This window comes from Microcoleus sp. F4-D5 (assembly GCF_036704885.1).
GTDB lineage: Bacteria > Cyanobacteriota > Cyanobacteriia > Cyanobacteriales > Microcoleaceae > Microcoleus.
The window spans coordinates 26,989-53,987 of sequence record NZ_JAUBSX010000003.1; the positions used below are offsets into that span (position 1 = coordinate 26,989).

Annotated in this window: 19 protein-coding genes and 1 CRISPR repeat array; of the genes, 9 read left to right on the forward strand and 10 right to left on the reverse strand. The window is 44.3% G+C overall.

Translation table 11 applies throughout. The annotated features are described in order from the left end of the window. Positions 1-105: 105 nt before the first annotated feature. The 3 genes from QUA80_RS02320 to QUA80_RS02330 all read right to left on the reverse strand — a co-directional run bounded on the left by QUA80_RS02320 (position 106) and on the right by QUA80_RS02330 (position 4,225). Positions 106-1,758, reverse strand: a complete 1,653-nt coding sequence (locus tag QUA80_RS02320) for an AarF/ABC1/UbiB kinase family protein (protein WP_333421030.1) — start codon at positions 1,756-1,758, stop codon at positions 106-108. Between the two features lie 273 nt (positions 1,759-2,031). Continuing rightward, positions 2,032-3,315 carry an RNA-guided endonuclease IscB gene (gene iscB, locus QUA80_RS02325; protein ID WP_333421033.1) on the reverse strand — a complete coding sequence of 428 codons (1,284 nt, stop codon included), beginning with the start codon at positions 3,313-3,315 and terminating at the stop codon, positions 2,032-2,034. Positions 3,316-3,649: 334 nt separating this feature from the next. After that, positions 3,650-4,225, reverse strand: coding sequence for a DUF3611 family protein (locus QUA80_RS02330; protein WP_333421035.1), 576 nt, complete (start codon positions 4,223-4,225; stop codon positions 3,650-3,652). Positions 4,226-5,205: 980 nt separating this feature from the next. Here QUA80_RS02330 and QUA80_RS02335 point away from each other — a divergent pair. Both QUA80_RS02335 and QUA80_RS02340 read left to right on the forward strand, forming a co-directional pair. Next, positions 5,206-6,060 carry a DUF1206 domain-containing protein gene (locus tag QUA80_RS02335; protein ID WP_333421037.1) on the forward strand — a complete coding sequence of 285 codons (855 nt, stop codon included), beginning with the start codon at positions 5,206-5,208 and terminating at the stop codon, positions 6,058-6,060. Positions 6,061-6,712: 652 nt separating this feature from the next. Beyond that, the gene (locus tag QUA80_RS02340) at positions 6,713-7,204 is read left to right on the forward strand and encodes a hypothetical protein (RefSeq protein ID WP_333421039.1); all 492 of its coding nucleotides are present in this window, start codon (positions 6,713-6,715) and stop codon (positions 7,202-7,204) included. A 155-nt stretch (positions 7,205-7,359) separates the two neighbouring features. On the opposite strand, the gene QUA80_RS02345 is transcribed toward QUA80_RS02340, so the two are convergent. From QUA80_RS02345 to QUA80_RS02360, 4 genes are all read right to left on the reverse strand, one after another. Next, positions 7,360-7,551: a hypothetical protein gene (locus QUA80_RS02345; RefSeq protein ID WP_333421040.1), complete on the reverse strand. Its 192-nt coding sequence runs from the start codon at positions 7,549-7,551 to the stop codon at positions 7,360-7,362. A gap of 125 nt (positions 7,552-7,676) precedes the next feature. After that, positions 7,677-8,303 (reverse strand): hypothetical protein, encoded by a 627-nt coding sequence (locus tag QUA80_RS02350; RefSeq protein ID WP_333421042.1) that lies wholly within the window; start codon positions 8,301-8,303, stop codon positions 7,677-7,679. A gap of 119 nt (positions 8,304-8,422) precedes the next feature. Beyond that, positions 8,423-9,148 carry a cadmium resistance transporter gene (locus QUA80_RS02355; protein WP_333421044.1) on the reverse strand — a complete coding sequence of 242 codons (726 nt, stop codon included), beginning with the start codon at positions 9,146-9,148 and terminating at the stop codon, positions 8,423-8,425. Between the two features lie 143 nt (positions 9,149-9,291). Continuing rightward, positions 9,292-9,996: a DUF1003 domain-containing protein gene (locus QUA80_RS02360; protein ID WP_333421046.1), complete on the reverse strand. Its 705-nt coding sequence runs from the start codon at positions 9,994-9,996 to the stop codon at positions 9,292-9,294. A 643-nt stretch (positions 9,997-10,639) separates the two neighbouring features. Between QUA80_RS02360 and QUA80_RS02365 the strand changes: the two genes are divergently transcribed. Beyond that, positions 10,640-11,356: a hypothetical protein gene (locus QUA80_RS02365; RefSeq protein WP_333421048.1), complete on the forward strand. Its 717-nt coding sequence runs from the start codon at positions 10,640-10,642 to the stop codon at positions 11,354-11,356. Positions 11,357-11,456: 100 nt separating this feature from the next. On the opposite strand, the gene QUA80_RS02370 is transcribed toward QUA80_RS02365, so the two are convergent. The 3 genes from QUA80_RS02370 to QUA80_RS02380 form a co-directional block, all read right to left on the reverse strand. Next, complete coding sequence (locus QUA80_RS02370) at positions 11,457-12,518, reverse strand: mannose-1-phosphate guanylyltransferase (protein WP_333421050.1); 1,062 nt, start codon at positions 12,516-12,518, stop codon at positions 11,457-11,459. A 361-nt stretch (positions 12,519-12,879) separates the two neighbouring features. Then, positions 12,880-19,197: direct repeats of the CRISPR family, unit length 37 nt; unit sequence GCCGCAATCAAACTAAAACCCTATTAGGGATTGAAAC. Between the two features lie 69 nt (positions 19,198-19,266). Further along, positions 19,267-20,196: a trypsin-like serine protease gene (locus QUA80_RS02375; protein ID WP_333421052.1), complete on the reverse strand. Its 930-nt coding sequence runs from the start codon at positions 20,194-20,196 to the stop codon at positions 19,267-19,269. A gap of 233 nt (positions 20,197-20,429) precedes the next feature. Next, positions 20,430-21,041: a thylakoid membrane photosystem I accumulation factor gene (locus QUA80_RS02380; RefSeq protein WP_333421053.1), complete on the reverse strand. Its 612-nt coding sequence runs from the start codon at positions 21,039-21,041 to the stop codon at positions 20,430-20,432. A 321-nt stretch (positions 21,042-21,362) separates the two neighbouring features. On the opposite strand from QUA80_RS02380, the gene QUA80_RS02385 reads away from it, so the two are divergent. The 6 genes from QUA80_RS02385 to QUA80_RS02410 all read left to right on the forward strand — a co-directional run bounded on the left by QUA80_RS02385 (position 21,363) and on the right by QUA80_RS02410 (position 26,972). Then, positions 21,363-22,265, forward strand: a complete 903-nt coding sequence (locus QUA80_RS02385) for an undecaprenyl-diphosphate phosphatase (RefSeq protein ID WP_333421055.1) — start codon at positions 21,363-21,365, stop codon at positions 22,263-22,265. Between the two features lie 610 nt (positions 22,266-22,875). Beyond that, positions 22,876-23,139 carry a DUF433 domain-containing protein gene (locus QUA80_RS02390; RefSeq protein WP_333421057.1) on the forward strand — a complete coding sequence of 88 codons (264 nt, stop codon included), beginning with the start codon at positions 22,876-22,878 and terminating at the stop codon, positions 23,137-23,139. A 211-nt stretch (positions 23,140-23,350) separates the two neighbouring features. Next, the gene (locus QUA80_RS02395; protein ID WP_333421059.1) at positions 23,351-23,500 is read left to right on the forward strand and encodes a DUF5615 family PIN-like protein; all 150 of its coding nucleotides are present in this window, start codon (positions 23,351-23,353) and stop codon (positions 23,498-23,500) included. A 6-nt stretch (positions 23,501-23,506) separates the two neighbouring features. Next, the gene (locus tag QUA80_RS02400; protein ID WP_333421061.1) at positions 23,507-23,704 is read left to right on the forward strand and encodes a hypothetical protein; all 198 of its coding nucleotides are present in this window, start codon (positions 23,507-23,509) and stop codon (positions 23,702-23,704) included. A 16-nt stretch (positions 23,705-23,720) separates the two neighbouring features. Beyond that, on the forward strand, positions 23,721-24,245 hold the full coding sequence (locus tag QUA80_RS02405) for a hypothetical protein (protein WP_333421063.1): 525 nt from the start codon (positions 23,721-23,723) through the stop codon (positions 24,243-24,245). Positions 24,246-24,413: 168 nt separating this feature from the next. Further along, positions 24,414-26,972: a sigma 54-interacting transcriptional regulator gene (locus QUA80_RS02410; RefSeq protein ID WP_333421065.1), complete on the forward strand. Its 2,559-nt coding sequence runs from the start codon at positions 24,414-24,416 to the stop codon at positions 26,970-26,972. Positions 26,973-26,999: the final 27 nt, after the last annotated feature.

A 26,999-nucleotide genomic window follows, 5' to 3' on the forward strand; every position in this document is an offset into this window, starting at 1 on the left:
AGCCTACCTTTATGCGGTTGTTGGACTTGGCTATATTCTACATCTTCCACAATGCTCAAAAACAGGCAAGATGCCTGTTCCACAACACATACCGATATTGTAAAATCAACTCCGCAAACGGCCCGATCGCAGAATACTAATAATCAACCAAAAACCCAAAAAACTCGCCGCCCCAAACAAACCAGTGCTCAGAAAAGATAGCTGAGAAGTTTGCGCGTTAGAAGAAATAATTGCAGCCCCTATAATCAGCGAACCCACGACAATACTAAAAGAAAGTCGGTTCGCAGAATCCCCCAGAGTGCGGCGCAGCGGGTCGAGTTCTTTTAGCGTCAAGTTCCACTTCAAAGTTTCCGAAGTTACCCGGTCTAAAAGCACTTCCACTTGTCGCGGAGATTGCAAAGATAAGCTTTTGAGATCCAGGGCAGTTCTCAGCATAGCCTGTACTGGGTCATCTCCTAATAACTGACGCCGAAACATATCGGTCATCAGCGGTTTGACCTGCTCTACAATATTAAACCGGGGATTAAAAGAGCGGGCCAGTCCTTCCAAATTAGCTAGAGTTTTTGCATACAAACCGAGATTGCTGGGCAGTCTAATTTTATTTTTGCGGGTGATTTCCAGCACCTCATAAAAAATTTCCGACAAGTTCATTTGCGACAAGCTGACATTGTAATACTTGCGCAGCATTCTCGCCAAATCGTTCTCTAGAACAGCTAAACTTTTCGGCTGAGCAAATTCAGCCATTTCCAATGTTAATTGAGCGCAGCGCTGAGCGTCTAAATCGACAATTGACAGCAACATTTCTGTCAAATTTTGCTGAGTGCGCGGGTCTAATCTGCCGACCATGCCGCAGTCTAGCAAAGCTATCCGGCCGTCTTTGAGATAAAATAAATTGCCTGGATGCGGGTCTGCGTGAAAGAATCCGTCGATATACAACTGCTGGAAGAAAACGCGGCAAAGTAGCGTTGTAATTTCTTCGCGTTCGGCATTTACATCTCCTTGGTGGCGAGTTCCTTGCAAATCGCCTAACAAAATTGGGACTCCGTTCAGCCACTCCATTACTAAGAGTTTTTTTGTAGTTAACTCCCAGTTAATTTGTGGCAAGACAACTTGTGTGGGGTCAAACCAGCCACTTTTAGATAAATTGCGGCGCAGTTCGTCTGTGTAGTTGGCTTCTTGAATGAAGTCTAGTTCTGCACGCAGGGCGATCGCAAATTCTTCAGCTAAGGCGACAATATCGTATTGTTGACCGAAGTCTGTGAGCATGACAAGTTCTGCCAAACCTCGGAGTACGGCGATGTCTTGTTCGATGACAATATCAATACCGGGGCGCTGAACTTTGAGGGCGACTTCGCGGCCGTCTTTTAAAGTAGCTTTGTGGGTTTGGGCTATAGAACCTGCGGCGATGGCTTCAGTGTTAAATTTGGCAAAGGTATTTTCGAGAGATTGTGTGAGTTCCTGGCGGACGATTGCTTCTACTTGCGACCACGGTACGGGGGGCACTTCCGCTTGTAGCGTGGAGAGGATTTCGATGTAGGTGGCGGGTAAAAGGTCGGGACGGGTGCTCAGCAATTGACCCAATTTGACAAAAACTGGGCCTAATTCGACGAGGATGTTGCGGAGAACTGCTGGAGTTGGGAGACTGGGTGCGTCTGTTTTGCTGCCGGTTAGGAGGCGTTTCATGTAGTCCCAACCGTTGCGGAAGACGACCTCTAGAATTTCTCCTTTGCGAGAAGTGTTTTGGACTAGGCTGAACAAGGGGCCTCCGGGTCGATCGGGTTTAAGGGCTATACAACTACTAGGATAGCGCTGTTAACCAAGCTGACCAGTGTCTTGAGGAATAACTTGGGCGAAAGAGTGCGATTCCCTACGGGATAGCTTCGCACGCGCGTATTTTGGGGTGTGGGGGCGATCTGTTTTTGGCTTTGGCATTACTCCTCATCGTAATCTACACAGGAATTACGCACGCACACTACATATTCTGTGCCGAAAAAGAGCGATCGCGTTTTCTCTCCGACAAGTGCAATGTTTTTAGGATAAATATTCATAGCCATCAGCCTTGTGAATGGTTTTCAAATATTTTGGATGCACATCGAAACTTTTACCTCCTGCTGTTAGCTTAAAACTTGGTTTAAACCGAATTGCAATTCGACCTGTGTAGCTTCCTGCATACTTTCCCGTGAGAACATTAGCCTTTACCAAATCCCCAGTCTGGAAACCCATGAAGGACTTTTGAGATGGTGCATGACGAACGGGAAAGCCAAATTTATCGGTTCCGCAGCGTTGCCTTCTCCCATGCCCCTTGGCTTTAACTAACAAGGGCTTAACGCCATTTAGGAGTAGTTTTTCTGGAGTTGATTCTCCGACACAAGCTGCATCAGTCCAGTGCCGTTTCTCAATCCCCCTTGTTTTACGATTGAACTTTGTCCGACCCCCTGACCCTATCTCTACAGGCAGTTCGGTTGATTTAAGTCTTCTGTATAGTTCCCAACGAGTAGTATTAACAGCCGCTGCGTCTTTAAGAGGTGCTTTGGCTTGAGCCAATATTCGTTTAAGAATTTCAGGTTTTTTCTTGAGAAACTCTTCAACAGGCTTGTTTCCCTTGGCTTGGTTACAGGAATGACAACTAAGGCACAGGTTGCTGACTCGGTTGCTTCCTCCCTTAGACTTGGCGACAATATGCTCAATCTCGAAGGGAACATTTTCAATGGCGCAGTAAGCGCATTTTCTGTTCCATTTTTGGAGTAGATATTCCTTAACTTCAAAACCGAACAGCTCGCCTCTTTGATATTCAACTCCAGAAACTTCAAGGTTTTGGAGTTGTTGCAAATCAAAACGCACCAGTTCTTGAGAAATGGCGGTGACGGGGCAAACCTTCCTAATTCGTCTGACCCAGGTTTCAATGTTGGTAATCCGGCTCTCAAGAGAGGGTGGGAACCACCCGGCTTTACGGGTTCTGTTTAAGAAACGGGGTTTACGATAACGGGTCTTCCTGTTACGACGACCTCTTCTTAAAGAAGAGCGAGACTCAAGAGAATCTTTAATTTGTTGCCCTCTGTGAGAGATTTCTAAGGCGTTGGTGACCCGACCTGTTTGCTCTTGAACAACGGCAATACCCGTAGCTTTGCTGCCTGGGTCAATCTTGATTCGGTGACAATGAGTAACCGAATTTTCTCGAACCCTATCCTGTAAGACAATGGTGAATGGATAGCGTTTAAATACCTTAGCTCTCCCTTTCTTTAGTAGTTCTCTTGCCCGTGCCCGATGGCAAGGGTCTAGAGGTTTCAAGTTTTTATCCAGTACAAAAGTACGCATTACTGCATCTCTCAATTTCTTGGTTTAGTTTGCCTCGACGTTGTTAAGACTCGGTATTTTCTAAGTAACACTGGCTTTCCCTTAATAACCTGTTTAATTACTCAGTTGTAGAGCAAGGAACTGGCACGCATTCCTTGGTACGAACTTTAACGCTTAGTCTTAACGGCTGCTAGTTGAAAACTAGCCGTCTGGTCAACAGGCTTTATTCAAGCCCACACCATACCCTTCGGGTTGGTGTGCGGTAGTTGACAAACCTTAGTTAAATCGGTCAGCCTTTGTAAATCCTGACCACATAGGATCTGTGTTTGCCATTAGCGATCGCTAATGCTGCCAACTAATCCTCTACCCAATTGAGTAACCCAAGAGAAGTAACAGCTCCAAAAAAGTGAGCACCAATCAGATTCACGTTTGCCATTGTCACAAAAATATCTAGGGAACGAATCACATTTTCGGACGCATAAGCTGCCACCGCTTGCGGTTGACCGAGAGTTTTCGCTAGGACTACGGCAACAGTTTCTTCAGAAGCGACAAACGCGATTAATACCCCCACCAAACTAGAAATTAATCCAATCCGCAAGGTGTGAGTAATATGCTCTTTGCTGGGATATACCTGGGAATTTTCGGCGTGCAAAAGTCTGCCTAAAAGCCGATAGCGAAAATCCCAAAATATTCTAAAGCACAGCAATAAAAGACCAACAATCGCTAAAAATACCCCGAAACCAATACCTGCATTATTGGTTTGTTCGCTCATGTTGCGACCCAACATAGCAAATACTAAAACAATGCCGGAAACAGCACCCAAAAATAACTGTATCCAGAAGCTAACTCGACTGAACAAGCGAAAAGTTGCGACGAATTCGGTGTTCGTCAGCGGTTGCGACAAGGATTCTGGTTGATTCACTTGATTCATTATATACACCTTATTGCTGAATTGATAGTCAAAACAAACGAGGCAAGAAAGAGATTCTGCTTGTCTTCCTGGCGCAAGCGACCACTTTGTGGTTAGCTATTAGACTTCTCCTGAAAACTCTGTTTAGCAGAGGCAGGATGCCTGATGTTTGAGAACTGATTTGGGCAATTTCCCGTAAATAAAAGGTTGAACTCAACACAGCCACTACCGTTGTGGTTGATTCCATTTTCCTAATATCCTCCAGGTTCTGAACCATCAACTTCTTGCGACAATGGCAATTTAGAATCTTAAAAATAGACTTAGGTAAAAGGTCTATTGTCCCTGTTCAACATCGAAAAATGTTGCTTGTATCTCCATTTAATCTAACTAGCTAAACTTTGCCATCTGTCTAATGCCATAAAAAAATATCCACCTGATGGAAGATGATTGAGGAAACACTTATGATACTGCTTTGAGTTAAGTGCGATCGCTCGGACGGTTGGCGATAGATGCTTGATTCCCAACTGCCGCACGGGGGCGCATCCATTCTTACAACGTCTTGAAGGCAATTTTCTCACAGCTATCATTATGAAAAAGCGGGTATCTTTGCTTCCCGCTTACACCTTAGCTCTCTTGACAGAATTTAGATTTTTATTTGATTTTTTGGGAGCTTTTTAGCTCTGTCAATTCTAATTGTTATTCAACTTGGGTTAAAGAAGTTTTAATCAAAGATATACTAGATTGCTGGCAGACGGGTGCATCAGTGAAGGTATCTTCTGTTAGCCCATAAAGCTATATTTGTCAAGCCAAAAAAAGGTGAAACTTATCAATTAATCAACCGCTGACACTCCCGCTCAAGACAGATAAGTTTTTTTTTAAAATAAGCTAATCTTTAAGTAATAAATAATAACATAGATTATTTGTTTAAGAACTCTGTTAACTGGAAAGGAATGCACCATTGCTTGTGGCAGCAGTCTTTAACAACTAAATTGTCAAAAAATATGAAACGGCGCAACTCACCCACCGACAGCATTGAACAGTCAATTCGACGGACAGCTTCTCATCCCTGGTTTGAGCGACTGGCAAGATTGGGATATGCTTCCAAAGGCTTAGTTTACTTTATTGTCGGTTTTCTAGCAGCACAAGCAGTCTTTAGTACGGGCGGCGGCAGAACAACCGATACTAGCGGTGCATTATCAGAAATTGTTAACCAACCGTTCGGTAAATTTCTGCTATTTCTTGTAACGATTGGCATTATTGGTTATTTCCTTTGGCGTATGGTTCAGACAATTCTCGACCCAGAACACCAAGGACAAAACATGGATGCCAAGCGAATTGCCCAACGCATTGGCTACGCCTTCAGTGCTTTAGCTTACGCAGGTTTGGCTTTAACGGCTGTAAAACTGATAATGGGTTCGGGCGGTGGTAAAAAGGATACAACCGAAGATTTGACAGCTCAACTTTTAGCGCAACCATTTGGACAGTGGCTGGTAGGATTGGTGGGATCAATTGTTATTGGTGTAGGTTTTTCTTATTTCTACCAAGCATATAAAGCAAAATTTCGCCGCCATTTCAAGCTAGATGAAATGAGCCAAAAAGAGCTAACTTGGGCGACACGGTTGGGTCGATTTGGAATTGCTGCCCGCGGGATTGTTTTCGTGATAATCGGTCTTTTCTTTATTCAAGCAGCAAGGCTATCAGATGCCAGTCAAGCGAAGGGATTGGGCGAGGTGTTAGCAATTCTGGCACAACAGCCTTTTAGTCCAGTGATTTTGGGTCTAGTACCTTTGGGTTTAATTGCCTATGGCATCTACTCGGTAATTGAAGCTCGCTATCGGAAAATTTTGCGATCGTAAGCTGGCCCGTTATACAGAGAGTTATGAATTTTGAGTACAACAATTTTTGTGAATTACAGTCCTGGACGCACGCACACTATAGTGTGCCGAAAAAGGTGATGGCGTTGAACCCTAGCCCGCGATCGCGTTTTTTCTGGGACAAGCACAGGTTTCATGCAGTCCCAACCGTTGCGGAAGACGACCTCTAGAATTTGTCCTTTGCCAGAAGTGTTTTGAACTAGGCTAAACAAGCGCCCTCCGGGTCGATCGGGTTTAAGGGCTATACAACTACTAGCATAGGGCTGTTAACCGAGCTGATCAGTGTCTTGAGGAATAACTTGGGCGAAAGAGTGCGATTCTCTACGGGATAGCTTCGCACGCGCGTATTTTGGGATGTAGGGGCGATCGGTTTTTGGCTTTGGTATTACTCCTCATCGTAATTAATATACATTTAAAGCAGACATAATATTTTTATGATTAAATTTATTGCCGCCATCAATTAATTATCTAAGTAAAATAAATATTCATATTTAAGAAGCGGTCAAAAATGAGTCGAGTTGATGTAACCTTTACAACTCCTGACTGGATTAATCAAGGTTGAGAAAGTGAGAATTATGTACGATTTGGCGGTGTGCTTCGGGATGCACAGAAGCAGCAGCCTGAAATAGTTGCTATGTTGCGTGAACTAAACCCTAATCTTTCTCAAGCATCAACCCTACTCTCTCAGTGTGGTTCAGTTGCCAGTATCCTCAATTTAGCTGTCTCACGTATAGGATTGAGTTGCGTGCTACAGCGGTTACAAGAAATTGAACAACGCTTGAAGCGAATTGAGCATAAAATAGACCTGAGTTTTGATGCTGATTTCCGCGAGGCTCGCAAATTTGCACAAAATGCCTTTACAATGAAAAATCACGATCGCCTTAGAGCGTTTGCAATCCAGGCTGCTTCGCGGTTGAACAAAGCTCAAGAGAATTACAAAGATTACACTCTTACAGCATTTGATAATCAGATACAGGTTGCTGCTGAATATCTTTCTTCTTTGTTTTTAGCTTGTGTAGTTGAAATCCTTTGCTACTTAAACTTAGAAGAAATCGAAGTAGCCCGCGATTGTCTACAGAACAGAAGGGAAAAAATATTTTGCATCCCTAGTTGTAAAATATCTTGAAAAGCTGTTGCCCTATGTCGATTCCGCAGAGTGGAATAAGTTTATTGAGAAACAGCCTAAAGTATTTTTACCAGAAAGCGACTGGCGATTAAATAAAATCTCAATCAAGTGGGAACAATTGCGATCTCCCATTTAGGCAGGATGGAGGAGCGAGGTCATAAGCGGAGGTACTTTTCTAGTTCCTGAGATAGAACGTTAATCCCTTTTTCATAGGTCGTTTCTAGCAAATGTACAATTGGTTTGAGTCCCTTCCACGTCATATTTACAGCCAAGTTGAATGCTTGCGTCTTCCCGTTAACTTTGGGGCCGGATCGAGAAATGTCGCGAATGATTCCATCACTGAGCATCTTCTGGCTTTTTTGTGAGCTTTAGAGGAGAGGCAATGCAATTATTGGCGATTGCCTCTCCTCTATTAGGCTTGGGACTTTATTTTGTCCCAAGTCCCTAACTGTTAACCGTTCCTAAAGAAGCATTAATCAATCAGTTGCGGCGTAGGAACTTGTGCATTAATCTGGGCCTGAGAAAACGAGGGCAGGGCCCAAGTTGTCTCACCCGCTTTAAAAACTTTAGCAGGGGCAACATTCAATTGAATACCACCCGTTGCTGCATTCGTTGTAGCAACTAGCTGCGTACCATCTACAACCTTAACAGCAACCGGTTCAGCCAAAGAAAGTGGCTGAGCCGCCGGGCCTAAAGTAGCTTGAGTTCCTGCTGGCAAGTAAATACCATCGCAATCCCAATCATCATCTGTAATCGTACCAGCTCCCAGGAAATAAAGTTGCGTCGGCGATTTTTTCGGCAAATTCGCATAAACTGCCAGCGTTTGCCCGGTTTCATTACGACACTGAGCCCGCTTTTTAGCAGTTTCGATCACGTACTTCTGCATTTGCAATTCTGCCAACCGTTGTTGGTACTGTTCAGGCGTATAACCCGCAGTGGAAGGATCGCTCTGAGCTGACAAAAGTTGATTCAATTCCTGTGTCACTTCCGCATAGTCAGCCCCCTTTGTGAAATCCTTGCCGGCCCAAGAAGGCTGAGCTACAGCTAAGTTTACGAAAAGCACTAAAGCCACCAGAATTACTTTGAAAAGCTTCATCATTTTTGTTCTCCTTTGTGTAATAAATCAGAGTTTGTTCTTGGAAAACCCCTCCACTTTGCTGAAGTTATAAAATATTTTCCAACTTCAGCAAAGTGGAGGAAACTTGAACCCTAGCTTGCCTAAATTTTTTCGACTTTAGGTGCAGTCTCTAACGATTGGTAACTGTCTTTAAGCAATATCAGCAGCCACAAGCAACTGATAGCTAAAGTAACTACCGTTAAACTGCGATTCTCTAGAGTATGGCTATCGAGCAGGATCAGCGTACCCAGACCCATTAGAACGAAGGGAACAAGGGAATTGCCGTAGCGGACAAGTAGGGTTGCGATCGCGCTCGTGCGAGTTAGTTGATAGGCTACATAACACCAGACACCCACTAGCAAGAAAAAGACGCTCAGAATCACTAGCAGGCTATCCCAAGTGCAGTTGGCAAACAACGGGACATAAATCCCCACATTATCACCTCCATTAGCAAATGTCACCGCAGCTACGCTATAAGTTTGTGGCGATAAAAGACTAGCAAAAATAGGGAATTGAGGTGAATCTGTAGCTGTATTTTTATCATCTGCCTCTGTATCTCGATTTAGCAGGCGGCTGACTCCAATGGCAATTGGTACTAACCCCAACATCCCCACCCAAGGGCGCGGCACCATCATACAGCCAAAGAAGCTAGGAAGACTAAGCAGCACCAGTGCTGCGAACCCAACATATTGTCCTGTAACAATGTGTTGGCGTCGAAAAACAGCATTGACTTGGGAGAAAAACAGCAGCAAGATGACAATATCATCTAAATTTGTGGCGGTGAAAGCTGTAAGACCTGTGGAAATAGCGGTAATGAATGGGTTCATATCTAACTGCCTAGATTGTGATGGTAGTATGGCTGGAATAGTGCCGGAGATTCATTGATGTTGAGGTGTGTTTTTTGTAAAAAATGTTACTGAACAGATTGGCTAGAATGACGATATAACTAACTGAGTAATAACGTCGATTGTCACAGTTTGAAATAGGTTGACGCAGATACCGAATGTGTTGATGGCTTTTGATTGGGAAGTAAAATTGGCATCTCTTCCGCATATTTAGATGAGTCAAATTTCGAGTTAAATACTTGGGGAAGTAGTATGGAAACCTCAGGCTTCTGCTTGCGATCTGCAGCAGACGGCTTAGCTGCTTCATTAACTTCGGTAATTGCCTTAACGGGGGTTGGCATCACCATCACTTTGATAGGACTGACAGATGGCTGTTGCTGATTGAGCTTTTCCATTAAGTCAGGAATGTGGTGGCTTAATCGATCGATCTTTTCGTGCAGTAGTACCACATCGTGAGCCGCTTTGAGATTAACTTGATGATTGTAGAGATTTTGTTCGCGTTCGACATCCGACTGGCGGTTTTGACTCATTAACACAATCGGTGCAGTGTAAGCAGAGGCAAAAGAGAATACTAAGTTGAGCAGGATGAAGGGCTGCTGATCCCAGTGAGGAAGGCCCGGTGTCAGGTTCGCGCCCACCCACCCGGCGAGGACTACTGTCTGTCCAATCAAAAAGGGCCACGAACCCACTTTCGCTGCTAGGGTATCTGCTAAATGCTGTCCGCGAGTTAATGCTTTTTCCTCTGGTTTTTGAGGGGTAAGCTGTAAAGGAATTTGATGGTTGGCGGGTTTCATTTTTGCATTAACGCTGTTGGATAGAGTGGATTTCATGGCAAACCTCACGGGTGAATGTCTAGTTGAAGCTGACTGGTTAATGTTCGCTGGCGTTTTTCTTTGATGGCTTTACTTTAGTCAACCTCCACTCATAAGAGCAAATGTTCTTTTTTATCAAATCAATCACTTCAATTTATAGACTTGTTGGGGAATAGGAGAGAAGAGGAAGAACGAGACAGGGTGAAGGGAATGCTCAACATGGAACGTACACGCTCACCTTGACCGATTCCTGCAGGCGATGACCGGATTAAACCAGAAAGCCTTTGATGCCCTCTTGCGGCGTCTTGAACGCGGTGTATGAGCCGGCGCTTGTTCCAGCAACTCCGTCAGCGTGCCAGGGGAGGTGGACGTAAAGCGCGTTTACGCAGTTGGAGACTTGGGAAAAAATAAAGTCCCAGGCAGAATCTGAAGAGAGGCAATGCAACCATTGACGATTGCAAAGCTTAGAAAAAAGCCAGAAGATGCTGAGTGATGCAATCATTCGCGACATTCCTCGATGCAGCCCAAAATTTAACGGGAAGTCGCAAACGAGATTTGATGGCGAAAGTCGCCCCAGACTACTTGCGAGGGCGATCCAGTCCAGCCGAGTTGATTTATAAAGTTGTATTTTTTTCAAAATTAGGATTAGGAGGTTTTTCCAATGAAATGGCTAGTTTTACTAGATGTTAAAAAGTCGGATTTTGACAATTTGTCGGACTTGCTGCGTTCATCAGATGAGTTTAGCTTAATGGCAGAGAATGATGAATATTACCTAACCTCTTCGCGCTGGGAATCACTAACGAATCACTCTGCTGTACATTCGGAAGCTACTAAACCTCTTCAAGATATAAGTGCTGTTGCAATGATTTATTTTCCAGGTTTTCCACTTCTTAAGCCTGATATCATCTGCGAAGTTGACGAAGAAGGTAAGCGTCATAGGCGGTTTGCGCTTTCAGCCACAATTAACGTGGGTTCAAGTTGTTCTGTTTCTATCCAACTAGAAGGCGGTCAAGATATAATCCCTAAATTAGAGTTTGAATCCTGGAGGAAGCTGGCAGAAGAAGACGAGATAGTTAAAAATGTTTTTAGACAATTTAGGGACTTTGAACATAACTGGATTAATCTTTACAAAGTTTATGAAATTGTCGAAAAAGATGCTGGTAAAAAAAAGATTGAACAGTGGATTATTAAAGATAAGATTAGGCAATTCAAGCATACTGCTAATAGTCAAAGCGCAATTGGTGATGATGCACGGCACGGTGTCGATCAGAACCAGAACGCTCCACCCAAAGAACCTATGTCACTATCAGAAGCAGATGCTTTAATTAGGAATCTGGTCAAACAATGGCTTCAGTGGAAGTGCGAACAACAAAAGTAGAATAGTAAAGAACGACACAGATTAAGAAACGAACGAAAGTCTGGATAAAGAGTGATTAATTTTTTGTGGATTCGCCTGCCCAATCTGTGCCGTACTTACATCACAACAAATCTTTCAATTTATCATCTTCTCCTAACACCTTGATTACCTGTTTAATTTCCTGCGTCCTATCTTTTTTCACAATTAAAGTTACGTTGCCATCTCTGACAACTACCACATCTTCTAAACCAATGGTGACAATTACTTCATTCTCATCCGCTGCATATAAGATGCCGCCTTTGGTGTCAATTCCGACGTGTTTTGCTAACTCGACATTCGGTTTGTCTCCTTGCAGCAAACGGCCGATCGCATTCCAATCTCCCAAATCGTCCCAGCTAAAACCTACGGGCAGAACACAGGCTTTTTGCGTCTTCTCCATCAGCGCGTAATCGATGCTAATTTTGGGTAATTCCGAGTACGCCTGCGCGCCTTTTGCTTCCAAAGCTGCCATCATTTGCGGTACATGATTTCGCAATTCTGTCAAGACTGTTCCGACTCGAAAGACAAAAATTCCGCCGTTCCAACTAAACTTGCCGCTGGCTACAAATTCTTCAGCAGTTGTACGATCGGGCTTTTCGGTAAATCTCGCCACCCGATAAGCCGGAAAACCCCCAAAACTGCCGATTTCCTCGCCTTGTTCGATGTAGCCGTAGCCGGTGGAAGCATAACTCGGCTTGACTCCCAAAGTGGCGATCGCACTTTCCTTTCTCGCCAACTGGGCCGCCGCCTCCAAAGTCTTGACAAACTCCTCCGGTTCCCCAATCCAGTGATCTGCAGGGAAAAACCCGACAACTGCATCTTCACCGTAACGCTTCGCAGTTTCTATAGCAGTCCAGGCCACTGCGGGTGCAGTATCCCGGCCCTCGGGTTCCGCCAGCAAATTCTCAGGAGGTAGCAGCGGTAACTGTTCGCGGACTCCCGCAGCCAACATTTCGGACGTTACCACCCACAAATCCTCCCAACCGTTACCTAATGTTAAAAGTCGATCGGCTGTAGCTTGCAGCAAACTCTTGCCGCTACCGTCGAGACTCAAAAACTGTTTGGGGCGCTGCTTGCGGCTGAGAGGCCAGAAGCGTTCGCCTTTTCCGCCGGCGAGAATCACGGGTATTAAGGTTTTGGTCATGGTTTGAAGTTTAAGGGTTCTGATCTATTTTGCCTGACGGCTTATAATTATTCAGAGAATTGTGGCTGTCTGCGGGTTTTGGGGGCGATCGAACTACATTTTTTGCCTAGTTTCCGTGAATGGGTAGCTGTAAAAATCGGGGTATGAAATTTTTCGACTGGAACCCATGTGCAGCAACAGTTTGAGGCTCACCCTCTGAAAAAACGATTCACGGAAAGTCTGAAAGCTTTACAGGATAACGCTTTGGAGTGAGGATGAAAATTTGGGTATTGACAAGGCAAAGGCTGGAATGGTACTTTTGTTTTAGATTCACGGAATTGAACCTTGAAAACCAAATACAGTAAGGCTTCTGGAACGGGCGGCCGCAATCAAACTAAAACCCTATTAGGGATTGAAACGTTGGCGGGATTGGAGCTAAAATACTGGGTAAAGCCGCAATCAAACTAAAACCCTATTAGGGATTGAAACCCGTTGTTGAATGCTGACATAATTTATGTAACACTTGAGCCGCAATCAAACTAAAACCCTATTAGGGATTGAAACTTATAGAGCGGAGAACTTGGAGCTCAGTCACAGGAGCCGCAATCAAACTAAAACCCTATTAGGGATTGAAACCATCTTTTTTCTAATAGGAGGGTTGGGAACAGGGCCGCAATCAAACTAAAACCCTATTAGGGATTGAAACCTTGGCTGGCATTTTGCTCATAAAATTCCAGCTCCTGCCGCAATCAAACTAAAACCCTATTAGGGATTGAAACATTACAAATCTGATGACGGCTTGGCTCAGCATCAGCCGCAATCAAACTAAAACCCTATTAGGGATTGAAACCGAACACGGCAGGCGCACAATTGATTAAATTTGGAGGTGTGCCGCAATCAAACTAAAACCCTATTAGGGATTGAAACGCGATCGCCCGGAGCATTGAGTGGAACTGCGGGCCGCAATCAAACTAAAACCCTATTAGGGATTGAAACCGATCGGGCAAATTCTCTGGCCCATTTCGCGCTGGATTGAGCCGCAATCAAACTAAAACCCTATTAGGGATTGAAACTGAAGGTTTTGTAATCGGTGTTGAGGGCCTCTCGTAAAAGCCGCAATCAAACTAAAACCCTATTAGGGATTGAAACTCTGATAAAATATGAGCAGAAAAATTAGACGACAGGAGAGGCCGCAATCAAACTAAAACCCTATTAGGGATTGAAACTTTAACTACTTCGCTGTAAGAGGCTTGCCAATTCACATAGTGAAGGTAAGCCGCAATCAAACTAAAACCCTATTAGGGATTGAAACCAGTTTGGAGAATTACTCACTCTTACTTGGAACGATATCTCTGGCCGCAATCAAACTAAAACCCTATTAGGGATTGAAACTTTAGGCAATAGCCTGAAGCCACAAACTTACAACGTCCGGCTCGCCGCAATCAAACTAAAACCCTATTAGGGATTGAAACTTCTCGATTTGAGAGGATGCTTTTTTATGGGCTTACTTGCCGCAATCAAACTAAAACCCTATTAGGGATTGAAACGATCGATAATCCGAATCAATCTCAGAAGCAAACCACGCCGCAATCAAACTAAAACCCTATTAGGGATTGAAACTTACTCATTTACACTCTCGCCCACTCCCACAGAGCCCACACATAGGCCGCAATCAAACTAAAACCCTATTAGGGATTGAAACTTGGTGCTGGCATAGGTAGCACTAAAGGCAAATTGGGAGTAAGCCGCAATCAAACTAAAACCCTATTAGGGATTGAAACTTTTCGCTGTTGTAGTAATGCAGTAAGTAAATGCCGCAATCAAACTAAAACCCTATTAGGGATTGAAACGATACTTGTAGTGTTGGCGGACGATTCAGTATCCGCAGTTACTGCGCCGCAATCAAACTAAAACCCTATTAGGGATTGAAACACTTGGTACTTTCCTATCCGAGACACTTCGTGTGTCCCAAGTTCAAGCCGCAATCAAACTAAAACCCTATTAGGGATTGAAACTATAACCTTGCTAATTCTAATTGATATTGACTAATCCTTATAGCCGCAATCAAACTAAAACCCTATTAGGGATTGAAACTTTAGGAATGAGAGAAAGCCACTTTACCGCAGATAAGCCGCAATCAAACTAAAACCCTATTAGGGATTGAAACTAAGTAAAAAGACTTTCTGTAGCTGTCAAATTGCCGCAATCAAACTAAAACCCTATTAGGGATTGAAACTGACTCGGCTAATACATACCACTCCCACTTAGACTCAGGATATGCCGCAATCAAACTAAAACCCTATTAGGGATTGAAACAAAGCGTCGTGCATCTCTCTTAAATGAGTCATGATATGCCGCAATCAAACTAAAACCCTATTAGGGATTGAAACATTGCTCGCTACCCTTGGAAAGATGAACTATCTTGCAAAAGCCGCAATCAAACTAAAACCCTATTAGGGATTGAAACCTAGATATCTTTTAGTAGAATACTCTATCTACAGCAACCGCCGCAATCAAACTAAAACCCTATTAGGGATTGAAACTTTTATTTGAATTTGAGGAGTTCTTCTCAAGGTGCCGCAATCAAACTAAAACCCTATTAGGGATTGAAACATGTTGCCGGGAAAGTTGTGCGAGCTGGCGAAACAAGCCGCAATCAAACTAAAACCCTATTAGGGATTGAAACAGTGATTTTTGTTAGTTGACCGTCGCGAGCGGTTTTGGCCGCAATCAAACTAAAACCCTATTAGGGATTGAAACGAAACCGTATCTTCTTGCCGGTACCTGTACGCTCTTTCAGCCGCAATCAAACTAAAACCCTATTAGGGATTGAAACCTTCCCTTCAGCATTTTTGCCTGTGCGGACGGCGCCGCAATCAAACTAAAACCCTATTAGGGATTGAAACGCCGGACTTGAAGCTGATATAGGAGGCTCTCGCGGTACGCCGCCGCGCCGGCCGCAATCAAACTAAAACCCTATTAGGGATTGAAACATCAAGTTGATGACAGTTGATGACAGTTGATGACAGTCCAGGCCGCAATCAAACTAAAACCCTATTAGGGATTGAAACTACCTGCTTAAGGCTCACACCCTTTGGACAATTTGCCGCAATCAAACTAAAACCCTATTAGGGATTGAAACTTTCGCCTCAACTTCTAATTGAGCTATGTCTTCCTGATGCCGCAATCAAACTAAAACCCTATTAGGGATTGAAACATCATCTAATGCCAACTCTTCCTCTACCGCTGCAGGCCGCAATCAAACTAAAACCCTATTAGGGATTGAAACTCAAGGGCTGAGATTTCCTGAATCCGATCCGCTGCGCCGCAATCAAACTAAAACCCTATTAGGGATTGAAACCTATCTCAAAAAAATACAGCCGCCGTCAAAAATGGGCCGCAATCAAACTAAAACCCTATTAGGGATTGAAACCAGTCCTGCTTTCAAGTGAATTCCGCACAAAACTTGCGCCGCAATCAAACTAAAACCCTATTAGGGATTGAAACTACTTTAGTGGCCGCTGGTAAACTGTCAGTATTCTCTGCCGCAATCAAACTAAAACCCTATTAGGGATTGAAACCCGAAATCTACATACGTGCTGCAACTACTCGCCAGCGCCGCAATCAAACTAAAACCCTATTAGGGATTGAAACTTAACAATAGTCGGCCCACCTTTCCCTAATTCAAAAGCCGCAATCAAACTAAAACCCTATTAGGGATTGAAACGTCAGGAGCAAACTCTAAAAGGATTTTAACTCGAACTTTAGCCGCAATCAAACTAAAACCCTATTAGGGATTGAAACCCAGTTAAAGTTGTAAAGGAACTGGACACCGCCAACTATGCCGCAATCAAACTAAAACCCTATTAGGGATTGAAACTTTTGTGCGGTCGGCTGCTGTTGTGGGCGAGTTGTGGGCCGCAATCAAACTAAAACCCTATTAGGGATTGAAACTAAAGTTTCTTCTGCTTGTCGCAAATACTCTAATAAGCCGCAATCAAACTAAAACCCTATTAGGGATTGAAACCTAGTTTGCCTTTGTCGGAAGAAACATTGACTCCAAATCCTCCAAGCCGCAATCAAACTAAAACCCTATTAGGGATTGAAACTTTCTGTAGGAGCCTACACGATTAAACTTTCTCCGCCGCAATCAAACTAAAACCCTATTAGGGATTGAAACACTGGATTGATAATCGTAAAAGCTGGGGGTGTAAGGCCGCAATCAAACTAAAACCCTATTAGGGATTGAAACAATGCCAAGCTGCGGATCAAAACCGCAACCCCGACGCCGCAATCAAACTAAAACCCTATTAGGGATTGAAACGCGATCGCACTTTTGCATCTTCGATTGCCTGGTGCCGCAATCAAACTAAAACCCTATTAGGGATTGAAACTTATGGTCGGACAGTAGTTGGCTCTACGACACGCAAGCCGCAATCAAACTAAAACCCTATTAGGGATTGAAACTTCGCTTCTATCTCTTGAAGCTTGGTCGTCAAAGCCGCAATCAAACTAAAACCCTATTAGGGATTGAAACCATTTAACGATTGTCGATTTCGATCGCTTAATATCATGCCGCAATCAAACTAAAACCCTATTAGGGATTGAAACTTTAGAATTTCCTAAGTATGTTTGCGCTTACTTTGTTGCCGCAATCAAACTAAAACCCTATTAGGGATTGAAACGAAAAAATCGTCATCAGCAGTGCAGCCGTATTTACGCCGCAATCAAACTAAAACCCTATTAGGGATTGAAACCAAAGCTTGGAGACGGGGAGATACTAAAATTGACGCCATAAGCCGCAATCAAACTAAAACCCTATTAGGGATTGAAACTGTGAAGCACATAGGATGGGCAGCCTTTGTCCGTGCCGCAATCAAACTAAAACCCTATTAGGGATTGAAACGGATTTCTCCAGTTAGTCCACCGCGCAACTTTTGACGCCGCAATCAAACTAAAACCCTATTAGGGATTGAAACCCAGTCGCTGAACCACAAAACCCCGGAACACTAGGGCCGCAATCAAACTAAAACCCTATTAGGGATTGAAACTTCAAACCCCCCGGACTCATAGACGTGTTCCCAATGCCGCAATCAAACTAAAACCCTATTAGGGATTGAAACACTCTCGGCTTTTTCGGCGCGTTCTTCTTTCGGGGCCGCAATCAAACTAAAACCCTATTAGGGATTGAAACTTCGTACACCAGTGCGATCAGCAAGCTCCATCACCACTTGGCCGCAATCAAACTAAAACCCTATTAGGGATTGAAACTTACGATCGCTAGCTTGGTATTCTTCTAGTACGTACTGCCGCAATCAAACTAAAACCCTATTAGGGATTGAAACTACCAGTCGCTTCCTTGTGGGCGACTGCCATCGCTGGCCGCAATCAAACTAAAACCCTATTAGGGATTGAAACTTCCTAAGGATTCACCAATACGAATACAAGCTGCGCCGCAATCAAACTAAAACCCTATTAGGGATTGAAACTAGGCGGTTCGCTACCGCCATAATCCATGCAAACTATCGCCGCAATCAAACTAAAACCCTATTAGGGATTGAAACACCCGTCTTTGTCGATGCTGCGAGCCACGCTGGCGCGGCTGAGCCGCAATCAAACTAAAACCCTATTAGGGATTGAAACGTGCCGCCAAGCGGTAGCCTGTTTTAGTAGTTGTACCTGCCGCAATCAAACTAAAACCCTATTAGGGATTGAAACATTCAACCGCAAAACGTACCAGCACCTCAAAAAGCCGCAATCAAACTAAAACCCTATTAGGGATTGAAACCAGATGTTTATTACTTCAAGGTACTGTGCGAACCATAGCCGCAATCAAACTAAAACCCTATTAGGGATTGAAACTGGATCGTGCTGTTATTCTTGAGCGGCTCGACGAGCGAATGCCGCAATCAAACTAAAACCCTATTAGGGATTGAAACACAGAATTGGCAGTCGAGCCAGTTGTGACAAAATGCCGCAATCAAACTAAAACCCTATTAGGGATTGAAACAAGAGTACCTGGCTGATTTGAGTCTCGGCACCGAGTGCAAGCCGCAATCAAACTAAAACCCTATTAGGGATTGAAACAGGAGAGAGCTGAGAAGTATCTGCAAAACCTTTGTTGAGCCGCAATCAAACTAAAACCCTATTAGGGATTGAAACTTTTCGTGCTGGTCGCGATCGCCAGCTTTTTTCAGTCGGAGCTTGCGCCGCAATCAAACTAAAACCCTATTAGGGATTGAAACGAGCGCACAGCGTATGTAGTTGATAGCGCGGTGCAAATCAAAGCCGCAATCAAACTAAAACCCTATTAGGGATTGAAACAAAAGATTACTGGGGAAACAGTCAAGCGATTCATTGCCGCAAGCCGCAATCAAACTAAAACCCTATTAGGGATTGAAACATATCTGCCCAATCTGGACTATTTGGTTTTGCATAATGCCGCAATCAAACTAAAACCCTATTAGGGATTGAAACGAGCGCGCCGTCGAGTTGAGCAAATCTCGCATTCTGCGGTTGGTGCCGCAATCAAACTAAAACCCTATTAGGGATTGAAACTTACTTGCTGTAAGAAAAGTAGGGGAGAATCTTTAGCCGCAATCAAACTAAAACCCTATTAGGGATTGAAACCACAGTCCCGGTGAGCCAAATCTCCAGATAGAGGCCGCAATCAAACTAAAACCCTATTAGGGATTGAAACGCAACTCGTAATTTGTGCGGGCCCAGCAAAACCTGGCCGCAATTAAACTAAAATTAACCTCAACCACTATTAGGGATTTTTTGTCACCCGATCGATCCAACTTGCATAAAATGATACCCGCGTGTCGCCGGAAATTTCCCCAAAACTGCCATTATCGTCAATTTTATCAATATCGCTGATGTTTGTTTTGAAAAATCCTCGATCGCTATAACCCCAAGAACTAATCCCCGCAATCTTCCCGCCAACAAACGAAGGCCCGCCCGAATCTCCGCTAGCCGTAGCTATCTCATTTTTTCCCAAACCGCGATCGCGCAACCTCGGAAAATGCCTCCCCAAAGCATCGTGTTCGCTAGTTCCCGCGTCAAAATCAAAGATTAATTGACTGCCCAAAACCAATTGCGACATATCTGATTCTGTAGCATCTTTCAAAACATCAATTAAAGCATCATAGCAATTCTGTCCTCTATATCTTTTCGCGTCTGAATTAGAATTTTCATCTTGTCCCTTTGCACCTAAACCAATATATCCGTATCCAACTTTTGTCAATACTTTCCCCACTTCATTTTTCTTTCTATTTATCTCGTACTGTTCGATACTTGGCGGCGCGATCCTTTTCAGCTTCAAAATAGCAATATCGTTGCCAACCTCGGATTCGTAACCAGTCCAGCCCGGATGGATATAATATTTGCTAACGGGGATGCTAACTTCACCGCTAGGCAATTTAAAAATTGCTTTAATTGCCGTTTCAGCAGGAACCTTAACTCCGCCTTCGTTCAGACAGTGGGCCGCCGTGAGAACGTACAACCCTCCCCTTAGCAGCGAACCAGTACAGAAAGCCCCATCAAGATAGGCGACGCCTGTATATTGATTTAAAGCTAGAGGTTTGCGGGAACTGCTGTCAGGAAAAGCGCTAATTATCGATCGCCCAACTTCGGCAGTTTTTAAAACAAAAAATACCGTCACAACCGCGATTAATAAGATTTTGATTTCCGACTTCATTTTTAATACAGAATTGGTTTGATAGCTGTTCGAGACCTGACTTGTGCAAGAAGTCGGGCCTCGGAAGTATTTCGTTTATGGAAATTAGCTTAGATCCTTTCCGGTTGCATCGGAATAATAAAATCGAGCCAACAGTTAACACTCAACCATTCTGTTTTTCGACGCCGATTCAACAGTCAACAGTCAACAATAATTCCGGTGCAACCGGAATTGATTTTACTTATTGCCACATTTTACTTCGATAATTCGACGTTAAGTTCGTTCACGACGCGGCGTTTGAGCGGAATTGATTTTTCTCTAGGCAGCAAGTCAAATACTTTCCGAAAGGCATCGTCTACCTGTTCAAACGGTATTTGTCCTTTCTTATTAAAAACTACTTTTCCCGATTGGTCTAGGATGACAGTTTGAGGTACAAAACCTTCGTAATAATGGCTTGGTTCCGTGATTTTTGGTGACGGTTCCGGAGGCAAAGAGTCAATTGTTACGGGGATAAAATCTGCTTCGCGGCCGTAAAATTCCTGGAGTTGAGAGACGACGATCGCGTATTGCTTGGAGTCGCTGCTGTCATCAGTGTAAAAAACTAACAGTACGGGTTTATGGCGTTTGAAAGAATCTGCAATCTTGACTTTAGGAGGAACTAGGGAACCGTTGCCGGCGTAGAGGGCAAATATTGTACCGTCAAAGCGATCGTCTGTGAGAGTTGCCAAGGCAGGCGCAGTGCCGCTTAGCAGTATGAAGCTAAGTGCGATCGCCACTGTTACAAGACTGGCTGACAAGATTCGCCTCAGCCAGCGGATGCCAGAAGCAGCAGTAACAATTGAATTTTTGTTCTCAGGAAATATCATAGGTTGTGGGCAGTTGCTGTAACAAAAGCGAAATCAGATGCAAAAACTTTCCTAAGTTTATCAGCAAAATGTAGGCAAATGTTGTTGAGTAGGTTAAAGTAGTTTCGGCTCGACGATCGTAAATTGCTGATATTGGCGATCGACAAGGGTATTCTACAGGCAGAAGATCGCTATTTGCGATGGCTTTTCAGGGGCGGACTGGAACTGTCCGCGCCACAGTAAAATTTATTTGTGGTGGGATGGGCTTCTAGCTTCCCAGAAGGGTGCAAGATATTAAATTCAACTGATTACTAGAAACTGACAACTGGGAATTTACAACTAATGATAGCTTTGCTTGACGCACTCCTCGCCCAAACGCCGGCTGCTGATGTTTCCGGACCGGCTCAAATCAATCTGGTGCAGGCGATTGTTTTAGGAATTGTGCAAGGATTAACAGAGTTTTTGCCCATCAGCAGCACCGCTCATTTGAAGGTAGTGCCGATCGCCCTGGGATGGGGAGATCCGGGGGTTGCTTATACTGCTGTTATTCAGTTGGGCAGTATTGTTGCAGTGCTTTGGTATTTCTGGCAAGACTTGACAACTATAACTTTGGGTGCTGTAGATGCAGTGGTGCGGCGCGACTACAAATCGCAAGAGTTTCAAATAGCGCTGGGAATTGTTTTGGGAACAATACCCATACTCTTTTTTGGGCTGCTAATCAAGGCATTGGTTCCAGATTTTGACAAATCGCCGCTCAGGAGTTTGACCAGCATCGCCATTGCTTCGATCGTCATGTCGCTGCTGTTAGCAATAGCAGAAAAAACTGGCAAGCGCAATCGCACTTATGAAAAGTTAACTGTCTCAGACGGCATTTTTATGGGATTAGCTCAAGCAATAGCCTTGATTCCGGGGTGTTCGCGATCGGGTTCCACTCTCACAGCAGGATTGTTCATGGGATTGGAAAGATCCGCCGCCGCGCGGTTTTCTTTTTTATTGGGAATTCCAGCAATTACTCTCGCTGGATTAGTGGAATTGAAGGGTGCTTTGGGAGAAGGAATCGGCGATGCTGGAGTTGCAGCTTTGATAGTGGGAACGATTTCGGCATTTGTGTTTTCTTATTTGTCGATCGCGTGGCTGCTCAAGTTTCTGCAAACTCAAAATACCTGGATATTTGTGTGGTATCGGCTGGCTTTTGGCGTGGCGATTTTAACTGCTCTCGCAGGTGGGGCATTGCGAAATCAGTAGGTTGTTCTAATTACAAGAATTGGCTCTCCGGCGTGTTCCACAAAACAAGAACAGGCTCTCCTGCCTGTTCCACAAAGAGTAAATTTTATTGTGGGACGGGCCGGAGAGTCCGTTCATAAAATGCTTATTAATAGTTAACAAAAAGTTAGATTTTCACTCAAAGCGATCGTCGCCGCGAAGGATGTAAAATGCTCGAAGATAGCGAGCGCCCAAAAGCAGAATGAGCGCTCATTCTGCCTGTTCCGGCTGCTAACATTGGTGCAGCCATGTCCTTATTTATCGCTCCCGGAATTGTGGGAAAAATAGTATCAGAGTTAAAACTGGTTAACCGTTCAGAATCCCAGTGCTAATTATATGGAAAAGTATCGCAAAAAAGCGATTATTTCCCGCAATGCTGGGTTGACAAAAGAGCGTACTCGTGATTGCAAAAACAACTAACATTGTCAGGAGTCCAGTCAAAATTTTGAGTTTCATAAAGACATATTTTTGATACATCCTCTCACAGCCAAGCTAAATTCACAACCCAGAACTTATCCTGATTCTAAAGGCGCTCGACCTTAGCAAACTGCTAAGCTGAAGAGAGAAAACTAACACTGCCATCAATCTCAAAATGCTACTTGTTCCGACGGCTGAACCAATTCCGCTTGTGGCTGATGCAAACGGTGTTATCCGCATTAGCAAAACCCGCCTCACACTAGATACAGTCATTACAGCTTTTCTTGAAGGAGGCACAGCAGAAGAAATCCGGGGACAGTACCCGTCTGTTGAACTTTCCGATATTTATTTTGCGATCGGCTACTACTTGCGACACCAATCCGAAGTTGACCGAAACCATCCAGGATACAAGCCCCCGGATTCATCCGTCCAGAAATAAAAAAGCTGTATCCGAGAAACTTGCCCCCCGAATTTATCTCGCGCAAGTCAATCTAAAATCTAAAATCTAAAATCTAAAATCGCTTGACGCTTATCTGATGGAACGTCAACGTCTTGCCGCAGAAGTTCAGCAGGAAGCAGAAAGGCGTTTTAACCCAGTTGGAATACGCGATCGTCTATTAGCAAGACGCAACCAAAAAGGGTAGTTTTATATGCTGCGATTCTTGGCAGACGAGAACTTTAACAATCAGATTGTCCGAGGTATTCTGCGGCGGAATCCCGACGTTGATATTGTCCGCGTTCAAGATGTGGGGTCGATCGAAGCTGAAGACCCAACCGTCTTAGAATGGGCAGCGCTATAAGGGCGCGTGTTACTAACTCACGATGTAGCAACGATGACCAACTTCGCCTGCGATCGAATGCAAGCAGGTCTTGCAATGCCTGGGTTATTTGAAGTCAGTCGCCGTGTTTCCGCAGGTTTGGCGATCGAGGAAATTTTGCTAATAGCTGAGTGCAGTCTGGAAGGAGAATGGGAAGGGCAAGTGCGATTTTTACCTTTACGCTAACGAGTTTAAGCAAACTATGTCAATACCGAAAAAAGGAACAAGAAAAATAATTGTTGATGGGCAGCCTTTCATCTGGCTAATCCGAAGACAAGCTACTTATACGCAAGAATGCTTCGCTGGCGGAAATCTTCATGTTGCTGTCCAACACGCCCAAAAACCGGGTTCGGTGTTAGTTATCATCACCGATCGACCTCATCCTCAAGGTGGGAGTCAAACTAGCTGTGAATTTATACCGATAAAACCTCCAGATGGATTGCAGCAAGAGCTAAAAGTATGGCAAATTATTTCCACGCAAGAAGTGAAACCAGTAAGACCCTCTGATGTAGCAAAATGGATACGGCAAGCGGTGCGACTCGGATGGCAGCCTCGGCGATCGGGAATCACTTTTAACGTGCAGATTGCAGGAGGACGTGCAGAAAAAATATATGAGAGCGGGGAGTGTCGATCGGCTATGCTGAAGACAGAAAATTCACACCACACTCAAACTCAAAATGCTAGTCGTTCCCAGCAGTTAATATTGATGCAGCACAAAAATATATAAGCTGTGTTGCATCTAGATTGCCTATGGTATTAGAGAGGGAGAGGGGGAGAAGGGGAGAGGGGGAGAGGATTTGACGATTTTTGATCGGGACTCGAAATATACAATTTAAATGCACAACAGCTTATCCTACACCAACCACCACGATTCGGCTTTCGCCGACGAAGCGCGATGTCTACCGAAAAATTAGTTAACTGGCTCGCATCGAGCACCGAATTAGGCATATTATCCCGCGAGATTTTACAGGCGATCGCCGGTGAAATGGAGATGTCAACTTATCCCCCTGGATTTCGAGTGGTAATCGAAGATACACCAGTCACTAATCTCTACATCCTAGAACGAGGACAGGCCGATCGCTACCGCCGCAAACAACCGGGATTAATGTGGGGGAGTAGTTTGTTGCCGGGGGCGATCGTCAATTTATCTGCCCTCCAGCGATCGCAACCTGCCGACAGTCGAATTATAACTCGGACAGAGTGTCAATTTTGGGTAATTAGTGCCGATCGCTGGCGCAATTTGCTAGAAAGATATCCACGCATTACCGAAGCCTACGCTCAACGCTTGGCAGCGAAATTAGAACAGTTAGAAGCAGAAATTGCCTACGAACGCGAGCGTCAAAATGCCCTCCGCAGCTATCTAGTACCCCGGGCAAAACGGGGAGTCATTGGGAACAGCCGTTATGCGGTAAAATTGCGCCAACAAGTTCGGGCTGCATCGAGTGACGGGCGATCGGTTTTAATCTCTGGCGAACCAGGCTTAGAAAAAGATAATTTAGCAGCTTTAATTCATTTTGGGTCCGATCGCCGCAACGAGCCAATTATTCAGATCAAAAGTGCCTTGCTTCAGGCTAATGGAGCGGAATTATTCGGGCGTTTGGGCGGCAAGCCGGGGCTGTTGGAATGGTTGGGAGAAGGTACGTTAATTTTAAATGACGTGCAAGAATTACCCGCTCAATTATGCCCCCAAATTCAGCAATTATTAACCGATGGAACCTATACGCCAGTTGTCAAGGAAGGACAAATACCACCACCGCTGCGTTCTAGCAACGCGCGGATCATTTTAATCTCAGAAATGGTCTTGCCCCAGCTAGATAAGCTGGCGCAACACAAGATTAAAGTACCGTCATTGCGGGTGCGAAAAGCAGATTTAGAGGCACAAGTTAACTATTATCTCAACATCTTTTCCCGCAAAAAGAAATTAGTCAGACCCCAAGTCACACCGGAAGCAATTCGCCGCTTGCAAGCCTACGATTTTCCCGGGAATTTACAGGAATTGCAGGGAATGGTCGATCGCGCTTTAGTTCAAGCACAGGGAAATCAGGTATTGACAGAAGAAGTATTCTGGGCGCAGGCTGCGAAGCAACAAAAATTTCGGCTTAATTTATTGAAGATATATCCCAAATTTCGGCAATTTTTGCGGAGCGATTGGTATCCCGATCGCGTGAATTATTGGTTTACCACTTGGGTATTTGCCGTAGTTGTAATTACCCTATTTGTCGCTCCCCAAGATCGACAGCATAATTTTGCCCTAAATATCTTTTGGGCGTGGTGGTGGCCGTTAATTTTATTATTATTCCCCATCATTGGGCGATTGTGGTGTGCTTTTTGCCCTTTTATGATTTATGGGGAAATCGTCCAAAAACTATCGCTGAAAATTTTCCCGCGCACTCTCAATAAATGGCCGCGCCAACAAGCAGAAAAATGGGGCGGCTGGTTTCTCTTCGGACTATTTACTCTAATATTTCTGTGGGAAGAATTGTGGAATTTAGAAAATACCGCCTATTTATCCAGTTGTTTGTTATTGCTAATTACGGCTGGCGCGGTAATTTTTTCCCTCATCTTCGAGCGGCGATTTTGGTGCCGTTATTTATGCCCGATCGGGGGAATGAATGGATTATTTGCTAAACTCTCAATTATCGAACTTCGCGCCCAACAAGGAACCTGCGGGGCGGAATGCAGCACCTACCAATGTTACAAAGGCGGCCCCGGCTTGGGGGAAGGATTAACTACTAATGGCTGTCCGATTTATTCCCATCCCGCCCAATTAACCGATAATAAAGATTGCGTATTGTGCATGACTTGCTTGAAAGCTTGTCCGCATCGATCGGTAGAATTAAATCTGCGCCCTCCCGGCATCGAATTATGGACTACCCACGTTCCTCACAGTTATGAAGTTGCCCTGTTATTTCTATTGTTGGGCGGTATCTATCTGCATCGCTTGCCGGAGATAAATAGTTTGTTGGGGCTGGGCATCAATTTAGAGGAATTTTTACCTCATTTAGGACTGTCGATCGCAGTGTTAATTATCCCGCCACTGATTCCCTTAGTTGCCTATGCCATCATGCAGGCAATTTATCGATTGGGGCAAGCAGAAACCATGCCATTTACAACCTACAAACCCCTCTCATTTGTTTGCCTTGCTTACGGTTATTTACCCTTAGTCTGGGGCGGTAGTTTGGCTCACTATTGGCGATTGGGTTTGCAGGAAGGCGGGCGAGTGATTCCTGTAACTTTTGCCACTTTCGGACAAATTAGAGACGATTTACCCAGTTTAATCGGCGATCCAGCGGTGATTAGTTTCTTGCAAGGTTTAACTTTGATTGTATCATTATTAGTCACAATATTTGTGACTCAAAAAATTGCCAAGCGGTCGATTAAATCTTTGATTCCACAGCATTTAGCGAGTTTGTGCCTGATGGTGAGTTTGTGGTATGCGATCGTGGGTAGCTAAAAGGGACATTTACCTGTTCCCCGCAGG